Source organism: Aestuariirhabdus haliotis (assembly GCF_023509475.1).
In the GTDB taxonomy this organism is placed as follows: Bacteria; Pseudomonadota; Gammaproteobacteria; order Pseudomonadales; family Aestuariirhabdaceae; genus Aestuariirhabdus; species Aestuariirhabdus haliotis.
The window spans coordinates 1-17,396 of the sequence record NZ_JAKSDZ010000059.1; the positions used below are offsets into that span (position 1 = coordinate 1).

General features: G+C 53.6%; 16 protein-coding genes. 8 read left to right on the top strand and 8 right to left on the bottom strand.

Annotated elements, in window-relative coordinates; translation table 11 throughout:
* Window positions 1-147: 147 nt before the first annotated feature.
* From MIB40_RS17900 to MIB40_RS17925, 6 genes are all read right to left on the bottom strand, one after another.
* Window positions 148-1,005: an alpha/beta hydrolase gene (locus tag MIB40_RS17900; RefSeq protein ID WP_249696869.1), complete on the bottom strand. Its 858-nt coding sequence runs from the start codon at window positions 1,003-1,005 to the stop codon at window positions 148-150.
* Window positions 1,006-1,007: 2 nt separating this feature from the next.
* Window positions 1,008-1,709 (bottom strand): ABC transporter ATP-binding protein, encoded by a 702-nt coding sequence (locus MIB40_RS17905; RefSeq protein ID WP_249696870.1) that lies wholly within the window; start codon window positions 1,707-1,709, stop codon window positions 1,008-1,010.
* Window positions 1,702-2,469 (bottom strand): ABC transporter ATP-binding protein, encoded by a 768-nt coding sequence (locus MIB40_RS17910; protein WP_249696871.1) that lies wholly within the window; start codon window positions 2,467-2,469, stop codon window positions 1,702-1,704. Before MIB40_RS17910 ends, MIB40_RS17905 begins: the two co-directional genes overlap by 8 nt.
* Window positions 2,462-3,457, bottom strand: coding sequence for a branched-chain amino acid ABC transporter permease (locus tag MIB40_RS17915; RefSeq protein WP_249696872.1), 996 nt, complete (start codon window positions 3,455-3,457; stop codon window positions 2,462-2,464). The genes MIB40_RS17910 and MIB40_RS17915 overlap by 8 nt, the downstream gene beginning before the upstream one ends.
* Window positions 3,458-3,486: 29 nt before the next feature.
* Window positions 3,487-4,398, bottom strand: a complete 912-nt coding sequence (locus MIB40_RS17920) for a branched-chain amino acid ABC transporter permease (RefSeq protein WP_249696873.1) — start codon at window positions 4,396-4,398, stop codon at window positions 3,487-3,489.
* 108 nt (window positions 4,399-4,506) lie between these two features.
* Window positions 4,507-5,691: an ABC transporter substrate-binding protein gene (locus MIB40_RS17925; RefSeq protein ID WP_249696874.1), complete on the bottom strand. Its 1,185-nt coding sequence runs from the start codon at window positions 5,689-5,691 to the stop codon at window positions 4,507-4,509.
* A 145-nt stretch (window positions 5,692-5,836) separates the two neighbouring features.
* On the opposite strand from MIB40_RS17925, the gene MIB40_RS17930 reads away from it, so the two are divergent.
* Entirely contained in the window at window positions 5,837-6,466 is a 630-nt protein-coding gene (locus MIB40_RS17930) for a methyltransferase domain-containing protein (protein WP_249696875.1), read from the top strand.
* 41 nt (window positions 6,467-6,507) lie between these two features.
* Window positions 6,508-6,858, top strand: a complete 351-nt coding sequence (locus MIB40_RS17935) for a hypothetical protein (protein WP_249696876.1) — start codon at window positions 6,508-6,510, stop codon at window positions 6,856-6,858.
* A gap of 31 nt (window positions 6,859-6,889) precedes the next feature.
* On the opposite strand, the gene MIB40_RS17940 is transcribed toward MIB40_RS17935, so the two are convergent.
* Complete coding sequence (locus MIB40_RS17940) at window positions 6,890-7,330, bottom strand: GNAT family N-acetyltransferase (protein WP_249696877.1); 441 nt, start codon at window positions 7,328-7,330, stop codon at window positions 6,890-6,892.
* A gap of 255 nt (window positions 7,331-7,585) precedes the next feature.
* On the opposite strand from MIB40_RS17940, the gene MIB40_RS17945 reads away from it, so the two are divergent.
* Both MIB40_RS17945 and MIB40_RS17950 read left to right on the top strand, forming a co-directional pair.
* Entirely contained in the window at window positions 7,586-9,520 is a 1,935-nt protein-coding gene (locus MIB40_RS17945) for a PhoX family protein (RefSeq protein WP_249696878.1), read from the top strand.
* Window positions 9,521-9,746: 226 nt separating this feature from the next.
* On the top strand, window positions 9,747-10,655 hold the full coding sequence (locus MIB40_RS17950; RefSeq protein ID WP_249696879.1) for a helix-turn-helix transcriptional regulator: 909 nt from the start codon (window positions 9,747-9,749) through the stop codon (window positions 10,653-10,655).
* Window positions 10,656-10,833: 178 nt separating this feature from the next.
* Here MIB40_RS17950 and ptcA read toward each other — a convergent pair whose 3' ends face one another.
* A complete protein-coding gene (ptcA, locus tag MIB40_RS17955) occupies window positions 10,834-11,880 on the bottom strand; it encodes a putrescine carbamoyltransferase (RefSeq protein WP_249696880.1) in 1,047 nt (348 codons plus the stop codon).
* A gap of 488 nt (window positions 11,881-12,368) precedes the next feature.
* Between ptcA and MIB40_RS17960 the strand changes: the two genes are divergently transcribed.
* From MIB40_RS17960 to MIB40_RS17975, 4 genes are all read left to right on the top strand, one after another.
* Window positions 12,369-13,790 (top strand): APC family permease, encoded by a 1,422-nt coding sequence (locus MIB40_RS17960; protein ID WP_249696881.1) that lies wholly within the window; start codon window positions 12,369-12,371, stop codon window positions 13,788-13,790.
* Between the two features lie 11 nt (window positions 13,791-13,801).
* Window positions 13,802-14,893 carry an agmatine deiminase gene (gene aguA, locus MIB40_RS17965; protein ID WP_249696882.1) on the top strand — a complete coding sequence of 364 codons (1,092 nt, stop codon included), beginning with the start codon at window positions 13,802-13,804 and terminating at the stop codon, window positions 14,891-14,893.
* A gap of 235 nt (window positions 14,894-15,128) precedes the next feature.
* The gene (locus tag MIB40_RS17970; RefSeq protein ID WP_249696883.1) at window positions 15,129-16,547 is read left to right on the top strand and encodes an APC family permease; all 1,419 of its coding nucleotides are present in this window, start codon (window positions 15,129-15,131) and stop codon (window positions 16,545-16,547) included.
* Window positions 16,544-17,218, top strand: a complete 675-nt coding sequence (locus MIB40_RS17975; RefSeq protein WP_249696884.1) for a TetR/AcrR family transcriptional regulator — start codon at window positions 16,544-16,546, stop codon at window positions 17,216-17,218. The genes MIB40_RS17970 and MIB40_RS17975 overlap by 4 nt, the downstream gene beginning before the upstream one ends.
* Window positions 17,219-17,396 lie beyond the last annotated feature (178 nt).

The window sequence follows — 17,396 nt, forward strand, 5'->3', positions numbered from 1 at the left end:
GTTCAGGTCTCGACATGAACGGCGAGCTTCGCCTTGATAAAAACCATTTTAGGATCCGCAGAGATCTATCCGAATTAATCAGAGGTGCCCTAGGTTTGTTAACGCCGGCAAGAAAGCCGGATGTGGGGGATGGGCGGAGTTAGGGCCTTAACTCGGCCCCTGCATTTGCCCAAGTACCCACATAAAACTGTCGCTGTCAGCGTCGGCAAAGCGGTCCAGTACGCTGAAGTGGTTACAATTATCCTCATCCCAGCGTTCGCAAGGGATGCCTTCCCGTAGCAGGTGCTCGCTGTAAATGTTGCTTTGGCGATGAAAAGCTACGGACTCCCTTTCACCAACGACCATGGCGTAGGGAATGCTCAGCAAGGGTTTCAGGCGCAGGGGGCTCAGGTCTCTTGCGGTATGGGAATGCAATCTCAGGGCATCGTTAAGAGGTGTGTGCAACAACGGGCTGAGCTCGAACAGTCCGCTGAGCGAAATTGCACTACCAATAGCATCTTTCAAGTGGTCTCCCCAACCCTCGCAGCCCATCAAACCGAGCAGGTGTCCACCGGCCGAGTGACCGCTAAGGTGCAGGCGATTCACTTCCAGTGGTAGAGAAAACCGCTCGCGCCACAGGGTTTCCAGTCGGCTGCGAACGCTGCGGCAGAGTTCAGACATGGTGGCATCCGGGCACAGGGGGTAACCCAGTACAGCAAAAGGGATTCCGCTCTCAAGAAAGGGACGGGCTATAAAACCGAAAGAATCCGGGTGCTGCGATTGCCAGTAACCGCCGTGAATAAAGAGCTGTAACTGGTCGCTACGCACTGTGTCGGGCCAATAGAGGTCAATAAACTCCCGAGGGGATTGGGTTTGCAGCAAACGTTGATGGCGAAATTCCTGGCGCAGAGTTTCGCTGCGAGATGCCCAGCGGTCAAAGTAGGCCGGGTGGTCGGGCACGGCACGGCGGGCCATATATTGCTGGCAGGCTTCTTCGCCACTCAGACGCAGCAGGGGATCGAGCATTATCAGACTCCCAGATAACGGTACTTGAGCTCGGGGTCATCGCGCAGCAGCTGAATATCTCCCTGATGCACAATGCGCCCTTTCTCCATAATGTAATGCCGATCGGAGATTCGCATCAAGGCGTCCAGGTTTTTATCGATAATCAGGATCGATTCCCCTTGCGATTTCAGCAGTTCCAGACAGCGCCAGATCTCTTCACGAATCAGTGGCGCCAGGCCTTCGGTAGCCTCATCCAGAATCAGCAACAGCGGGTTGGTCATCAAGGCTCGGCCAATGGCCAGCATCTGCTGTTCACCCCCGGACAGATTGCTGCCGAGGTGCTGTTGACGTTCTTGCAAGCGGGGAAACAGCTCATAGATGCGCTCTAGCGTCCAGGGCGAGTTGAGCTTGCGGTGGTTGGCCGCGGTGGCGATCAGGTTCTCTTTGACGCTCAGCGTTGGAAATATTTGTCGTCCCTCGGGCACCAGGCCAATACCCGCGCGTGCGACGCGGTAGGGCGCTGCGTTGCCCAGGGGGCGGTTCTCGAAGGTGATCATACCGGCACTAATGGGATTGAGCCCCATAATAGCCCGGACGGTAGTGGTTTTGCCCATGCCATTACGACCCAGCAGGGTCACCACTTCGCCCTGGCGAATGCTTAGCGATACGCCAAACAACACCTGACTGCTACCGTAACCAGCTTCTATATGCTCGACTTCAAGCATCTTCTATTCCCCCAAGATAAGCCGCTCGCACCTGAGGGTCATTACGAATACTGTCGGCGTCGCCGCAGGCAATAACACGGCCATAGACCAGTACGCTGATACGGTCGGCGAGGGCGAACACCGTTTCCATATCGTGCTCGACAAAGAGAATGCTGACCTCCTTGCCCAGTTGGCGCAGGGCTTCCACCATATTCCAGCTCTCCTCCTGGCCCATACCTGCCATAGGTTCATCCAATAGCAGCAACTTGGGTTGGGTGGCCAGCGCCATAGCGATCTCCAACTGCCGTCGCTGACCGTGGGCCAGGTCGGCGGCGCGCTGTTGCCGTAACTCCAGCAGGTTGACCCGTTGCAGAATCTCATGGGCCGGATTGACCAATTGAGGGTCGGTTATCGCGTTACGCCAGAAACGAAAGCTGTGACCTTCACGGCTCTGCAGCGCCAGCATTACATTGCGTTCCACGCTCATGCGATCAAACAACGAGCTGGTCTGGTAGGTTCGCCCCAGCCCCAAACGAGCACGTTGGTGGACGGGTTGTCCGCACAGCTCCTTGTTATCGAATAAGATGGAGCCGCTATCGGCGGGCAGTTCGCCGCTGATCTGGTTGATCAGGGTGGTTTTGCCGGCCCCGTTAGGGCCGATGATGGCGTGAATCTCCCCCTGCTCGACCGTGATGTCTACCTTGCGGGTGACCTCCAGTGCGCCAAAGCGTTTGCTCAGCTGGTGGATGTGCAGCAGGGGCGGCGGCGTGAAATCAACCATCCTCAGCCTCCTTGCCGGCCAGCACGCCGTAGATGCCTTTGCGGGAAAACAGCACTACCAGCAACAGCAGTGGTCCCAGAATAAGTTGCCAATGCTCGGTATAGCTGGCCAGGGTCTCCTCCATAAGCAGATAAAGAATGGCTCCGATCACCGGCCCGACCAGGGTGCCCAGACCACCAAGAATGACCATCACCATTAGCACGCCTGACAGATGCCAACTGAGCAGATCGGGACTGACAAATTCGCTCTGGTTGGCGAGTAATCCTCCCGCCAGTCCTGCACCCATGCCGGCAATCACAAAAGCCAGTAATTGATAGCGATAAGTGGCAAAGCCCAGTGCTTGCAATTTGGCTTCATTCTGTTTGCCGCCGCGAATGACCTGGCCAAAACGTGAGTTAAGTACGCGTTTAACCAGACCGCCGTAGATAAGCAGGCAAGTGAGGCAGAGCAGATAGAAATGTAAATCGTTATAAAGATCCAGGCCTGGGAGTAGATTACGACCGTTCATCGACAGGCCATCTTCGCCGCCGTAACGATAGAGAGAGATAAACAGATAATAGAGCATCTGCGCGAACGCGAGGGTAATCATAATAAAATGAATGCCCCGGGTGCGCAGGCTGAGTGCGCCGAAAATCAAGGCCCCCAAGCCTGCGGTCAGCATCGCCAGGGGTAGACTGATCAGCGCTGATTCAGTGCCTTGCCAGTCTCCTGGTAAAAAAGCCAGAGGGCTGCCTTCCAGCACATGAAAAGAGAGGATACCCACAGTATATGCGCCTATTCCGACATAAGCGGCATGACCAAAACTGACCATGCCACCGTAGCCTATAAGTAAATCCAGGCTCATCGCGGCCAGCGCGTATATCAGCATGCGGCTGGCCATGGACAACAGGTAACCGTCGTCGGTGAGCTGGGCGTAGAATGGCAACAGCAGGGCGCAGAGCAGCAAGAGTGTATAGATGACAGTTCGTCGTGTTATTTTTTTTAACATTATTGAGCGGGACACCATGGCATAAAACATCATTGAGCAGGAAACAAACCGGCAGGGCGCCAGATTAGAATTATCGCCATTAGCAGGTAGATGGCGATGGAGGCCAGGGACGCTCCCAGGCTGTTGGCGGCTTCGCTACCCAGAAATAGCGCCAGCAGGCTGGGAAGAAAAGCACGTCCGAGCGTGTCGACCAGACCAACCAGCAGGGCGCCGATCAGTGCCCCCTTGATGGAACCGATGCCGCCAATCACGATCACGACAAAGGTCAGGATTAACACCCCTTCACCCATACCGACTTCAACCGACAGTAAGGGGCCCACCAATGCTCCGGATAACCCCGCCAGCATGGCCCCCAACGCAAATACCAGGCTATAAAGCAGCGCGATATTGATGCCCAGTGCACTGACCATTTCGCGATTGCTGGCCCCGGCACGGATCAGCATCCCCAGTCGGGTACGGTTGACCAGCAGGAAGAGTGCGATAGCTACCAGCAAGCCGACGCCGATAACGGCCAGCCGATAGGCCGGGTAGGGTGCGCCGGGGATCAGCTCGACGGTGTAATTCAGCCAGTCGGGCACATTCAGGTAGAGTGGCTGCGGACCAAAGAGAATTTTTGTCAGTTCATTAAAGAACAGTATCAGCCCGAAGGTGGCCAATACCTGATCCAGGTGGTCGCGATCGTAGAGGCGGCGCAAAGCGATAATTTCCAGCAGCAATCCGCACAGCCCGGCGCTTAACAAGGCCGCCAGCATGCCAAGCAGAAATGATCCGGTCAGCTGGGTCACCGCCGCGGCGCCATAAGCACCGATCATATAGAGTGAGCCGTGAGCCAGATTGATCAAGCCCATAATACCAAAGACCAGCGTCAGTCCGGCGGCCATCAAAAACAACATAAAGCCCAGCTGCAAACCGTTTAACAGCTGTTCGAAAAACAACAACATAGGGTGTTGGTACCAGAAAACAAAAACAATAAAGATGTTGAGGAGAACTCGTCTATCCCGTTCTCCCCAACGGGAACAGCGTCGGCGAGTTTAGCGCCGACGATTCGCTTACATAGTGCACTGGCTGGCGTAAGCGTCTTGATGATTGCTCAGGCCAACACCAACCACACGATTGCTTAGCACACCCTTGTCATCCTTAAAGACCTCTCGGATGTAGATGTCCTGAATGGGGTGTTGGTTGTTGCCGAAGCGGAAAGCTCCGCGCACCGAATCGAAATCGGCCTGCTTGAGAGCGCTGCGAAAGGTCTCTTTGTCATCAAGATTGCCCTGAGTGTTTTTCAGGGCCGAGGCGATCAAGCGGGCGGCATCGTAACCCTGGCTGGCATATAACGAGGGCAGGCGACCGTAAGCCTGCTGGAACGCGCTGACAAACTGGAGATTGGCCGCGTTATCGAGATCCTTGCTCCACTGGGAGCTGTTGATGATGCCCAGCGCCGAGTCGCCGGTAGCCTTGAGAATGCCCTGATCGAAGGAGAAGGCAGGGCCAAACAGCGGCGTAGAGGTGTTCAGCCCAGCCTGTTGATACTGTTTGAGAAAGCTGATGCCCATGCCGCCGGGAAGGAAAAAGAAGACCGCATCGGGTTTGGCTGCTCGCAGTGCCGCCAGTTCGGTGGCGTAATCGGTTTGACCCAGCTTGGTATAGACTTCGCCCACCACGTCACCCTTATAGAAACGTTTGAAACCGGTCAGGGCGTCTTTGCCTGCGGGGTAGTTGGGCGCCAGGATATAAACCTTTTTGTAACCCTTGTCGGTCACGTACTGACCCATGGCTTCGTGCAGGTTGTCGTTCTGCCAGGCGACATTGAAATAGTTAGGCGAGCATCCATCACCTGCCAGTTTGGATGGGCCGGCATTGGGGCTGATGTAAACAGTACCGGAGCGGGTCACCGAAGGTACGACGGCCATGGCCAGGTTGGACCAGACGATACCGGTCAGGATATCCACTTTGTCTTTTTTGGTAAGGCGCGTAGCAATCTGTTTGGCTTTGCCCGGGTTGCGGGCATCGTCTTCGATTAACAGCTCAACCGGGTATCCACCGAGTTTGCCCTGTTCCTGATCGACAGCCAGTTTGAAACCATCGCGGATATCGATACCGAGCGAAGAACCGCCACCACTGAGGGTGGTAATCATGCCGATCTTGACCGATTCGCTAGCCTGAGAAGAAGCGGCGCAAGTGAGAGAAGCCCCAAACAGTAAAAGAGGTACCATGGTGTTGCGCAGGTACTTGACCATGTTTTCATTCCTTATGGTGGTTATTATGGAAATGGTATTGTCATTATATTAACGGTGGCCGCCAAAACTGGCGGGCCCCTTTGTTTCCCATAAACTACCTGAGTTTGTCACCAGATAACAGCGCACGAAGCGCAAGGAACAGGGAATGGATAAAGAAACCCCGGTACCGAAAAAACTGCGTCAACACCGTGATGCCTCCCGGCCCGAGTTTTGGGATGTTCGCATCGAGGAGGGGGTAATGCCCTGGGATTCGGGCGTTGTGCACCAGCAGTTGGCGCACTGGATCGGCGAACAATCGTCGATCGGGCGTGTGCTGATTCCAGGTTGTGGCAGTGCCTACGAAGCGGTGGCGTTTGCCGACGCCGGCGCGACAGTGACGGCCATCGATTTTAGCGCCAGGGCGGTGGCGATAGCGCGCGAACAGGTGGGGGATGCGCCGGTGGAGCTGATCGAAGATGATGTGTTCACCTGCACAGACTTACCCGATGCTGTAGATGTGATCTATGAACGGGCTTTTCTTGCGGCATTGCCCCATGCTTTACGACCAGCCTATGGTGACTGGATGCGGCGGCATGTTCGTCCCGGTGGTCAGTTGTTGGGCTATTTCGTTTTGGGCGAGCAGGGCGGAGGTCCACCCTTTGCTATCCCGCAGCTTGAATTGAATGCGCTGCTGACAAGCGGATTTGACTGTGTACTGAGTCAGCCAGCAACCGATTCACTCGCGGTATTTGGTGGTCAGGAGCATTGGCAGATATGGCGACGTCGTGATGAGTAAAGCAGCCCGTAACGGGTGTTGTATGTGAGGAGGTCTAGTGTATGAGTAGCGAACCCGAAACCATGCTGTCTCGACTGGAGCGGGTATTTAACAGACTCTCGGATCAGGATTGGAGCTGGTGGCCGTTAGTATCCTTGCGTCCTGCACCCAATCAGCCCATAGGTCTGGGCGTTTTTTGCAAGTTAACCCTCTGCTTTGGTGGTCTTTCCAGTCTATTGGTAGTGCTATTGCTGGTGTTGTATCAGGTGCCACTGACCCCGCTTCGCATCGTCTATGCACTCTTGCTAGGCACCATCGGGTATCTGTCGATCTATGGCCTGAGCTTTTTGTGGGCCTGGAATCGACGCGCCACTCGCCTGGCGCAAACCGGGGATGGAAAAACCGCCGAGTGACAAGTAATCCCGCCCTCTAAATGGCAGAGGTTCAGTCAGCGTTCAGCTCGCTGATGAACACTGTTTGCGTCTTGGTATCCCGAAAACCCTGCCCGCTATAAAAGGCGTAACTGCGCTCACGTTGGGTGTTCATACGTACTCGCAGGCTGGTAAGTCCGCGATCAATCAGCCAGGTTCGAGTTTGTTCCAGCAATCCTGACCCAATGCCCGATCCTCTCTGTCGGGAATCCACCACCAGACTGGCGATCTCCCCAAACTCCCCTTCGGCCATGCGAAGCTCAATCGTTACATGCACGCAGCCCACCACATCGTTATTCAGGGTAGCAACGATCACCTCGCCGCCATGGCATCGAATGGCGGTTAATCGCGCCCCGATTTCCGAGGCGCTGACCTTATACCCCAGCTCCTTCAACAAATGTTGCAGTGTTCCAGCATCAGCTGCTTTTGCCGGGCGGTAAGAGATGTTGCTCATAGCAAAGTCCTTTTCTTCGGTGGCTGTTCTCCGCCTCGGTAATAACCCTTGCACTATTCGGCAAGGGTTTATAAAGCAGAGCAGTCTTTTTTCTGTCATCAATCTGTCGTCAATTTGACATCTAGGGCTTCTAGCATGACCCGAAAGTGCAGGTGCACCCAAGGAAGAGTCATTGTTGAGGCCTTCCTTACGCTAATCTTGTGCAAAGCCCCGCACTCTACGAACCGCCTGATGACACACAAGGAAACCTGAACGATGAGCCGTTTTGAAACCCAGGATGATCAGAATCATCCGGTAGAAACTACCCCGGATTTTACTCGAATGATAGACCGTGCCATGAGCCGCCGGCAGTTTATGGTGGCTAGCAGCGTAGCGGGATTGGGAGCCTTTGTGGCTGCCGCCGGGGTCACGTCTGGAGCCATGAAGGCGGTTGCCTCTGAAACGATCTCGGGTAAAAGTACGAGTAAAAAGATGGGATTCAAAGCGGTGCCCGCCAGTACCGCCGATCGCATAATTGTGCCTGAAGGCTATCGCTCGCAGGTTCTGGTCTCCTGGGGGGACCCATTGTTCGCCGACGCGCCGGCATTCGATGCCTCAGGGAACGCACATTCTGAAACGCAGCTGCGCCAGTTTGGTGACAATAACGATGGCATGAGCCTGTTTCCACTGGCGGATGATCGAGCCCTGCTGGCGATCAATAATGAATACACCAACTACGAGTACCTGTTTTCCCATCAGGGCAAATTGATGACCGCCGATGATGTGAAAAAAGCGCAGGCGGCGCACGGTGTCTCTGTGTTGGAAATCAAGCGTACTGACGGCAGTTGGCAGTTGGTGCAGAATTCCCGTTACAACCGCCGGATTACCGCCAATACGCCGATGGAGATTACCGGGCCGGTCTCGGGTCATCCCCTGGTTCAAACCGAAATGGACCCCGAAGGCAAGGTGGCCCTCGGCACTTTTAACAACTGCGCGAATGGTGAAACGCCCTGGGGAACCTACCTGACCTGTGAAGAAAACTTCAATGGCTACTTTGGTACCGAGCAGAGCGATTTTGTCCAGAGTGCCGATCAAAAGCGCTATGGCATCGGCGCCAGGGATGCGGGTTACCAATGGCACCGTTTCGATTCGCGGTTCGATCTCGCCAGGCACCCCCAGGAGCCTCATCGTTTTGGTTGGGTGGTTGAAATTGATCCCATGGATCCCACCTCGACACCCAAGAAGCGAACAGCATTGGGGCGCTTCAAGCACGAGAATGCGGCGCTGACAGTCAATGCCGATGGCCATGTCGTGGTTTATCTGGGTGATGACCAGCGGGGAGAGCACCTGTATAAATTTGTCTCGAAGGGCAAGATCGACAAAACAAACCCCGGCGCCAATCGGGATTTACTGGAGCAGGGTACGCTTTATGTGGCTCGCTTTGATTCGCAATCCGATCAGCTAAATGGTCAGGGAGAGTGGCTGGAGCTGACCCATGGCAAGAACGGGCTGACCCAAGCCAATGGTTTTGCTGACCAGGCCGAAGTGTTGACCTTTGCCCGTCGCGCCGCTACACAGGTCGGAGCCACTACCATGGATCGTCCTGAATGGGTTGCTGTGCATCCTTCCGGTAAGTCTGTGTGCTGTACATTGACCAACAACAAGCATCGAGGCACCAAGGGCAATCAGCCGCTCGACGGCGTTAATCCCCGGGCAAAAAATCACTACGGTCAAATTGTGCGTTGGCATCCAAGCGGCGGTGATCACCGGTCTGCCACCTTTGACTGGGATCTCTACCTGTTGGCGGGTAATCCGGTCGTGCATCCGGACGGTTTGTACGGCGGCAGCGACCATATCAACGCCGACAATATGTTCAACAGCCCCGATGGACTGGGTTTTGATGCCGAGGGCCGTTTGTGGATTCAAACCGACGGCAAGTATTCCAATCAAGGGGATTTTGCCGGCATGGGCAATAACCAGATGCTCTGTAGCGACCCTGAAACGGGCGAAGTTCGCCGCTTCCTGACCGGGCCGGTTGCCTGCGAGATCACCGGTCTGGCCTTTAGTCCGGATTACCGGACCCTGTTTGTGGGGGTTCAGCATCCCGGTGAAGAACTCTCGCCTTCACATTTTCCGGCCGGCGGTGATAGCAAGCCACGTTCATCTGTGATGGTTATCACCCGTGACGATGGTGGCGTTATCGGCGCCTGAGCAGACTGTAGCGGTGGCGCCTGCAACGCCTTAGAGCGGGATAGAAGTGCGACCATATATAGCCGACACTGAGACCCTGTTATCTTTTGATGGCGGGGTCTCTGTTTTTTTACAGTTAAGGTTTTGTTACCGATTACGCTAAAATGCCAGAGTACCCATGGCGGTGTCTGGTGGCCTAACGCTTCCGGCATCGCCGATTTTGTTATCCCTGGCATCAGGAAGCCTTATGAGTTCGCAGCAATCCGAGTTTTTGACCACCAAAGAGTTGGCCGAACTACTGCGTATCAAAGAGCGAAAGGTTTACGATCTGGTCTCTGCCGGGGAGGTACCCTGTACCCGGGCGACGGGAAAACTGTTGTTCTCCCGTGCGGCTGTTCTGCAATGGGTGGCGAGCAAAGCAGAAGGAGGCACAACTCAAATCCGTGAAGAGGCAACCGCTCATCGCAGGCCAGAACCTCCTGGGGTATTTCTGGGCAGCCATGATCCTTTGCTGGAGTGGGCATTACGAGAGTCGGGTGCTGGCCTTGCCATGTTGTTTGAATCCAGCGAAGAGGGGTTGGAGCGTTTTGCTCATGGCGAAGGGGTCGCGACCGGTTTACATCTGCTGGATGGTGCGAGCCAGCAATGGAATCACCCGCAGATTAAGGCGCGTTTTGCCCGAGAGCCTTTGGTACTGGTTGAGTTTGCCCGCCGACAGCGAGGCTTGATAGTCAGCCAGGACACCGTCGGGGCAGTTCAGGGGATTGAGAATTTACAAGGCTTGACCCTGGCCTGTCGCCAGCCCGGAGCCGGGAGTCAGCGTTTGCTTATGCAGTTGATCGAGCAAGCGGGGCTGACACCAGATGAGTTCACATTCAGCCAGGTTGCCCACAGCGAAGCCGATGCCGTCTTGATGGTAAACCAGGGCAAGGCCGATGCAGCGCTGGGATTACAGGGTTTAGCGGAGCAATATGGTTTGGCTTTTGTGCCGGTGCTGGAGGAGCGTTTCGATCTGCTGGTAGACCGAAAGTCCTGGTTTGAGGCGCCGATGCAGCGTTTTGTCAGGTTTTGCCAGAGCGCGGTTTTCTCGGAGAAGGCCCGCGAGTATCAGGGGTATGATGTCAGTGGTTTTGGCTCGGTCTGGTATAACGGCTAGCGAAATTGCAGCGCGGCTTTTCTGGTATCGCTCGTTCTCTATGTCGTTGTGTCAAAGTTAAGGCAACTCTGATTAATTCGGGCGAACAAAAAAACCGGAGCTCCTGCGGGAACTCCGGTTTGGTGTTGCGAACAGGATGCTGCGTTCGCGAACCTGTGCTGCAATAAATGCAGGGTTATTACAGGGTTTTGAGGAAGTTCTCGATCTTGTCCTCGTGGAACTTAACGGTCTCTTCGCTTGGGATAACGATATCCTTGTGGGTGAAGTAAACCAGCAGGGCCATTTGCGCGGTCAAGCGGTTCTCGGCTTCGTCAAAGATCACTGAGCGAGGGCTCTCCATCACTTCACGGGTACATTCGCGAGAATCGTTGGCGGGCAGGCAGTGCATAAACTGGCACTCGGGGCCGGCCTTGTCCATCATCTCCTGGGTGATCACGTACTTGGGAATAAAGGTAGAGAGACGATCTTCTTTTTCGTCTTCCTGACCAAACCAGTAGAAGCTGTCGGCGACCAGTACGTCGCAGCCTTTCACCTCTTCGGTGTCTTCGGTCAGGGTGAAGCTACCACCGGAAAGCTTGCAGTTCTCCAGCGCAGTATCAACCCAGGACTGTGGTGGCTGATACTTCTTGGGGCCGATGTGCTTGTAGTTCATGCCGAACTTGGTGCAGATAAACATCAGGGAAGAAGCAACGTTGGTAGCGTCACCGACGAAAGCGACGGTCAGATCAGACAGCTCTTTACCTTCTGGCAAGTGCTCCATCATGGTGAACACGTCAGCCATCATCTGGGTGGGGTGCAACCAGTCGCACAGACCGTTAATAACAGGCACGGTAGCGTGCTTGGCCAGATCGGCAACGGTTTTGTGATCGTCAACGCGGGCCATCATGATATCGACCATGCGGGACAGGACGCGAGAGGTGTCGGCAATATTCTCTTTGCCGCCCAGGTGGATGTCTTTAGGAGACAGGAACAGAGCGTGGCCGCCCAGAATGGTTGCGGCGGTTTCGAAAGAAACGCGGGTCCGGGTAGAGGGTTGCTCAAAGATCATGCCGATGGACTTGCCCTTGAACAGCTGGGGGACAGCATTAGCCTTACGGGCTTCTTTCAGCATGGCCATCAGGTCAAAGATTTCGGTCAGCTCTTCCTTGGTGTAGTCCTGAGTCTTCAGGAAGTGCTTCAGTTGAGGCTTCTCAAGGTTGGTGGCGGTAGATGAAGGTAGTTTCATTTTCGGGCTCCCGTACAAATCAACGTCGGTTGATGTTCAGTCAGTTAAAAAGGTAATTGATTAAGAATTTATCCGCTTGATCACTTTAACGTGGGGCTAGTATATATTTTCGATAAATATCTAAATTGATCTGAGTCAACTTTAAATAAAAATCCAATTAATATTGGTGTGTTTCGAGCACTTATTTGAGTTTTTCTGGGAAAACGCTCATAATTTGAATATTATTGATCAATAAATAGTCATTATCTTAAATTGTCAGTATTAAATGTGGATAATAATCGAACTAATTAAATATTGATCTGAATCATTATCCGTTTTTTGGTGGGGGAGTAAGATCGCTTCACAGATAAAGAAGTGGATCTTAAAGAGTAGGTCGTTACATCAAGGTCTGTTCTGCTTCTTTTAAGTAAAGCCGGAATTTATTACAGCGATAGCTTATTAATGAGCGCTCACTGAAAGGTTCTTAATATCATTATTGGAGGTGCTTTATGAGTACTGAAGAAACCGGGAAAATGGGTCTCCCTAGTTTGACCCTGTTTAGCGTCTGTGCGGTGCTGGTTATTGATGGCCTGACCGCAGCGGCGTCTATTGGACCATCGGCGATCACCTGGTGGATTATTACTCTGCTGGCCTTCGTGATTCCTTATATTATGATCTCCTCCGAACTGGGTACGACCTATCCGGGTGAGGGCGGTATCTACGATTGGGTCAAGCGAGCCTTTGGTAACAAGTGGGCGGTGCGTACCACCTGGTATTACTGGATCAACGTGGCCCTTTGGATGCCCGCCGTTTACATCATGTTTGCCGGCATGTTTGCAGAAATGTTCTTCCCTGGCATGGGGCTCTGGACTCAGATACTGATCTGTATCGCACTCACTGCACTGACTGTCTGGATCTGTAATATGTCCGTTGACGCCGGCGTCTGGGTGACTAACCTGGGTGCACTGTTTAAGGTTGTCGTGATTGTGACCCTGGGTGTTGGTGGATTTATCTATGCGGCCAAAAACGGCGTTGCGAACGAGTTCACTCTTGCCTCTATGACGCCCAACTTCGACTCTGCCCTGGGCTTCCTGCCTGTTATCATCTTTAACCTGTTGGGTTTTGAGTTGATTGCCTGCATGGGTAAAGAGATCAAGAATCCGGTGCGTGATATTCCCAAATCCATGATGATCTCTGCTGCCTTGGTAACCGGTCTCTATATCTTCGGTACCGTGGGTATTCTGCTGGCCATGCCTGTGGAAGATATCGGTCTGGTGGCTGGTATTATTGCGACCTTGCAAACCCTGTTCGGTGACGGTGCCTTCGGTAACTTTATGGTCATCTTTATCGGTTCCCTGGCCCTGGCAACCTTTATTGCCAATATGGTTACCTGGACCATGGGTGCCAGCCGTGCCGCCATGGAGGCTGCTCAGGAAGGTGAATTGCCAGAATATGTGGCCAAAGAACACCCTGTGCACAAGACCCCTGTGGGTGCCAACAATATCACCGGTATCGTCTCTGCTGTGGTTATCCTTTGCTACGGATTTCTGGCCGGTGAGAGTGATGAGCTGTTCTGGTCTGTGTTCGCATTCTCCTCTTGCATCTTCCTGCTGCCTTACCTGCTGATGTTCCCTGCGTTCCTCAAGCTGCGTAGCGCCGATCCTGATGTAGAGCGTCCCTATCGTGTACCAGGCGGTGCTGCTGTCGCCAAGCTGATCACCTGGGTATGTACGTTCTTTATTGCTCAGGCTGTGTTCCTGTTCATCTTCCCCGAAGTGTTCAGTGGCACCATCGATTGGGCTTACACCATTCCGGTTGCTGCCGGCGTGTTGATCACCATGGGTATTGGTGAATACCTGCTGGCCAGAGCCCTGAAACGCATGAAACAACTTGAATCTGAAGCTGGCTCTGCTGCCGCTGAAAACGCGTAAGGAGGTTAATCATGACTACTACATTTGAATCCACACCTCGCGAAGATGGCTTTCGTATGCCAGGTGAGCATGAGCCCCATGAAGAGATCTGGATGGCCTGGCCCGAGCGTTGCGACAACTGGCGCAACGGTGCCAAGCCAGCACAAGAGGCTTTTGTTAATGTGGCTAAAGCGATCGCTGAAGTAACCCCCGTGAACATGGCGGTTTCTGCCAGCCAGTACGATAATGCCCGTCATCAACTGCCAGACCATATCCGTCTGGTAGAGATGACCACCAACGACAGCTGGATGCGCGATATCGGTCCCAGCTATGTGGTGAATGGCAAAGGCGAGCGCCGCGGCGTCGACTGGGAGTTCAATGCCTGGGGTGGTTTGGTTGATGGCCTTTACTTCCCCTGGGATCGTGATGACCAGATCGCCAGTAAGATTTGCGAGTTCCATCGTGACGGACGCTATCGCGCGCCCATCATATTGGAAGGTGGCTCCATTCACGTTGACGGTGAAGGTACCCTGTACACCACCGAAGAGTGCCTGTTGCACGAAAGCCGTAATCCCGACCTGACTCGCGAAGAGCTGGAAGAGGTACTGAAGGCGCACCTGTCTGTGGAAAAGGTCGTATGGATTCCTCGCGGACTCTACAACGATGAAACCAACGGTCACGTCGATAACCTGATTCATGTGGTTAAGCCCGGTGAGGTTATCCTCTCCTGGACCGATGATCAGGACGACCCTCAGTATGAGATCTCCCAGGAAGCTTACAAGGCCCTGAGCGAGGCCACCGACGCCAAGGGACGCAGCATCAAGATTCATAAGATGTACGTTCCCGGTCCACTCTTTATGAAAGAAGAGGAAGCCAGCGGTATCGATGCATGCGACGGTATGGAGCGTGAAGCGGGTGAACGGTTGGCGGGCTCCTATGCCAACTTCCTGATCACCAACAAGCGCATTATCCTTCCCTTGCTGGACCCTGCGCATGATGAGCAGGCGAAAGTCTTGCTGCAGGATGTGTTTCCCGGCTACGAGGTAGTCGGGGTCGATGCACGGGAGATTCTGCTGGGAGGCGGTAATATCCATTGTATTACCCAGCAGGTACCGGTGGTTTAATAAGCCCCCTAAAACCAGGTCTCGATGAGGCCTGGTTTTTTTCTATTTAGGGTCATATTTTTTGTCTAATGGATCTGCGCGATATAACGGGTATTGTTGTGGGATAATGAGGGGCTCGGAACGACGTGGAAAATAGCGAGTAATGGTCCGTCTTTGGCGGTAATCTAGGGTTTGGCAAGCAGCGTTTCATGCCTGTTAAGCTTCGAATGCTTTAGTAGCAAGCAAGGATAATCGAGTGAACAAGGCTCCCAAACTCAAGCGCAAAGACATCACGTTGTTTACCATCAGCGCCATATTGACCATTGATGGTATTGCCGCAGCGGCTGCCATCGGGGTGCAATCCCTGACCTGGTGGGTGTTGGCGTTTATCTGTTTCGCGGTGCCCTACGCCTTGATCAGTGCGGAACTGGGCAGTAGTCGTCCTTCCCAGGGCGGCATCGTTAGCTGGGTCAAGCTGGCGTTTGGTGGTCGTTGGGCTGCTCGTACCAGCTGGTTGTACTGGATTAATGTCGCGCTCTGGATGCCCGCCGTGTTTATTCTAATGGCCGGTGTGATGGCGCAAATGTTTTGGCCGCAAATGCCAATCTGGTTTCAAATTGTGTTCGCATTGGTGATGACCTGGGTGTCGGTGTGGATCTGTACCGTGTCACTCGATGTGGGCAAGTGGATTCCCAATCTGGGCGCCTGGAGCAAGATGATCATTGTGTTGCTGCTGGGCATTGGCGGTATCACCATGGCGGTCACCGAAGGCATTGCCAATGAGATAAACCTGTCAACCTTAACCCCAAGTTGGAGTGATGGGTTACAGTTCTTCCCGGTGATTATTTTTTCTTTAATGGGCTTCGATCTGATCTGCTGCGCCAGTGATGAGATGGAAAATCCGCGCCGGGACCTTCCTGTGTCGTTGTTGGTTGCCGGCGTTGCTATTGCAACCCTGTACCTGTTCGCCGTCTATGGTGTGCTGGTAGCGTTACCCGTTGAAGAGATAGGTCTGGTATCCGGATTGTTGATGACCTTTGAGCGTTTGCTGGCGCCCTTGCCAGCCACCGAGTGGTTGGTCTTGCTGATCGGTTTGTTGGCCCAATTCAGTTTTATGGCCAATATTGTTACCTGGAGCATGGGCTCCAATCGTGCCGCCGCGGAAGCCGCCCAAGAGGGGGATTTGCCCAAGATTTTTGGGCGTGAGCATCCTCGTTATCAAACCCCTGTTGGAGCGGCTGTATTGACCGGAGTGGTGTCGACCTCGACGATCCTGTTGTATGGGTTGATGGCGTCGGCGGCAGAAGACCTGTACTGGTCGCTGTTTTCCTTCGCCACCCTGATTTTCTTATTGCCTTACCTGATGTTGTTCCCGGCGTATCTGGTACTAAAGGATCAGCCTGGTCAGAGTGCGGATGGATGGCAATTGCCAAATCGAAAATGGATTGTTTATCCTGTGGTTTTGCTACCCTTGGCGTTCACCGTGCAAGCCATTATCTTCTTTGTCTTCCCTCCCGGCGAAGTTAATGTGATGGATACCCTTATTATGTTTGTCGGGCTCTGTGTGGTGTTGGTGATTGGTGAGTTTATGCAGCAAAAAGAGCAGCCTGTAGCTGTCAGTAATATCGTTTTAAAATCAGATAAAACCGGTGTTAAGGTTGGAGAAGTGCCATGAGTTCTCAGCAGGTTTCAAGTGTCAATCAGGCCGAGAATAAACCCAAACCCAAGGGTAGAAAGCTGCAAGCGCGCAGTATCGAGCGACGTAATAAAATTCTGGACGCGGCCCATGAGCTGTTGCAGACAGAATCCATCGCTAGCTTATCCCTCTACGATGTTGCGGCGCGTGCGGAAATTCCTCCCTCTTCGCTGTATTACTTTTTCCCCAGTGTCAGTGCCCTGGTTGAAGCCCTGGCGGAAGAGATCTTTGTTGCCTTCGAAGAGTGCGTCGAGGCACCCATTGCGGCGGATGGAATCGATACCTGGGAAGACCTTGGCGAGCTGCTCGAAAAACGCATGCAGGATTATTACCGCGGCAATATCATTGCTCGCAAAATGTTGCTTGGGCAACAGATCGATAACGAGGTAGAACTCGCCGACCGGGAACACGATGAAGATCTCGGAAAGAAGGTGGAAGCTATTTATAAACGTTTTTTTTATCTGCCAAAACTGCCGGAAGAGTACAACGTCTTTGCCATCGCCATGCAAATCGCCGACAAGGTGTATGCCATGTCACACCAGAAAGAGGGCAATATATCAGACCTCTATGCTCGAGAAGGGTGGCGTGCGGCTCAGGGCTATTTGAGTTTTTATCTGCCCAAGCTGATGCAGAAACGTGAGCAGCTCTGAGTGTTCCGGGTGGTCGAGTGAATCCCATGAGCGTCGCGTAATCTGTGTCGGCTTAGGACGCTAGGGCACCTCTGATTAATTCGGATAGATCTCTGCGGATCCTAAAAATGGTTTTTATCAAGGCGAAGCTCGCCGTTCATGTCGAGACCTGGACAAGGGCTTCAACACCGAGAAAAAC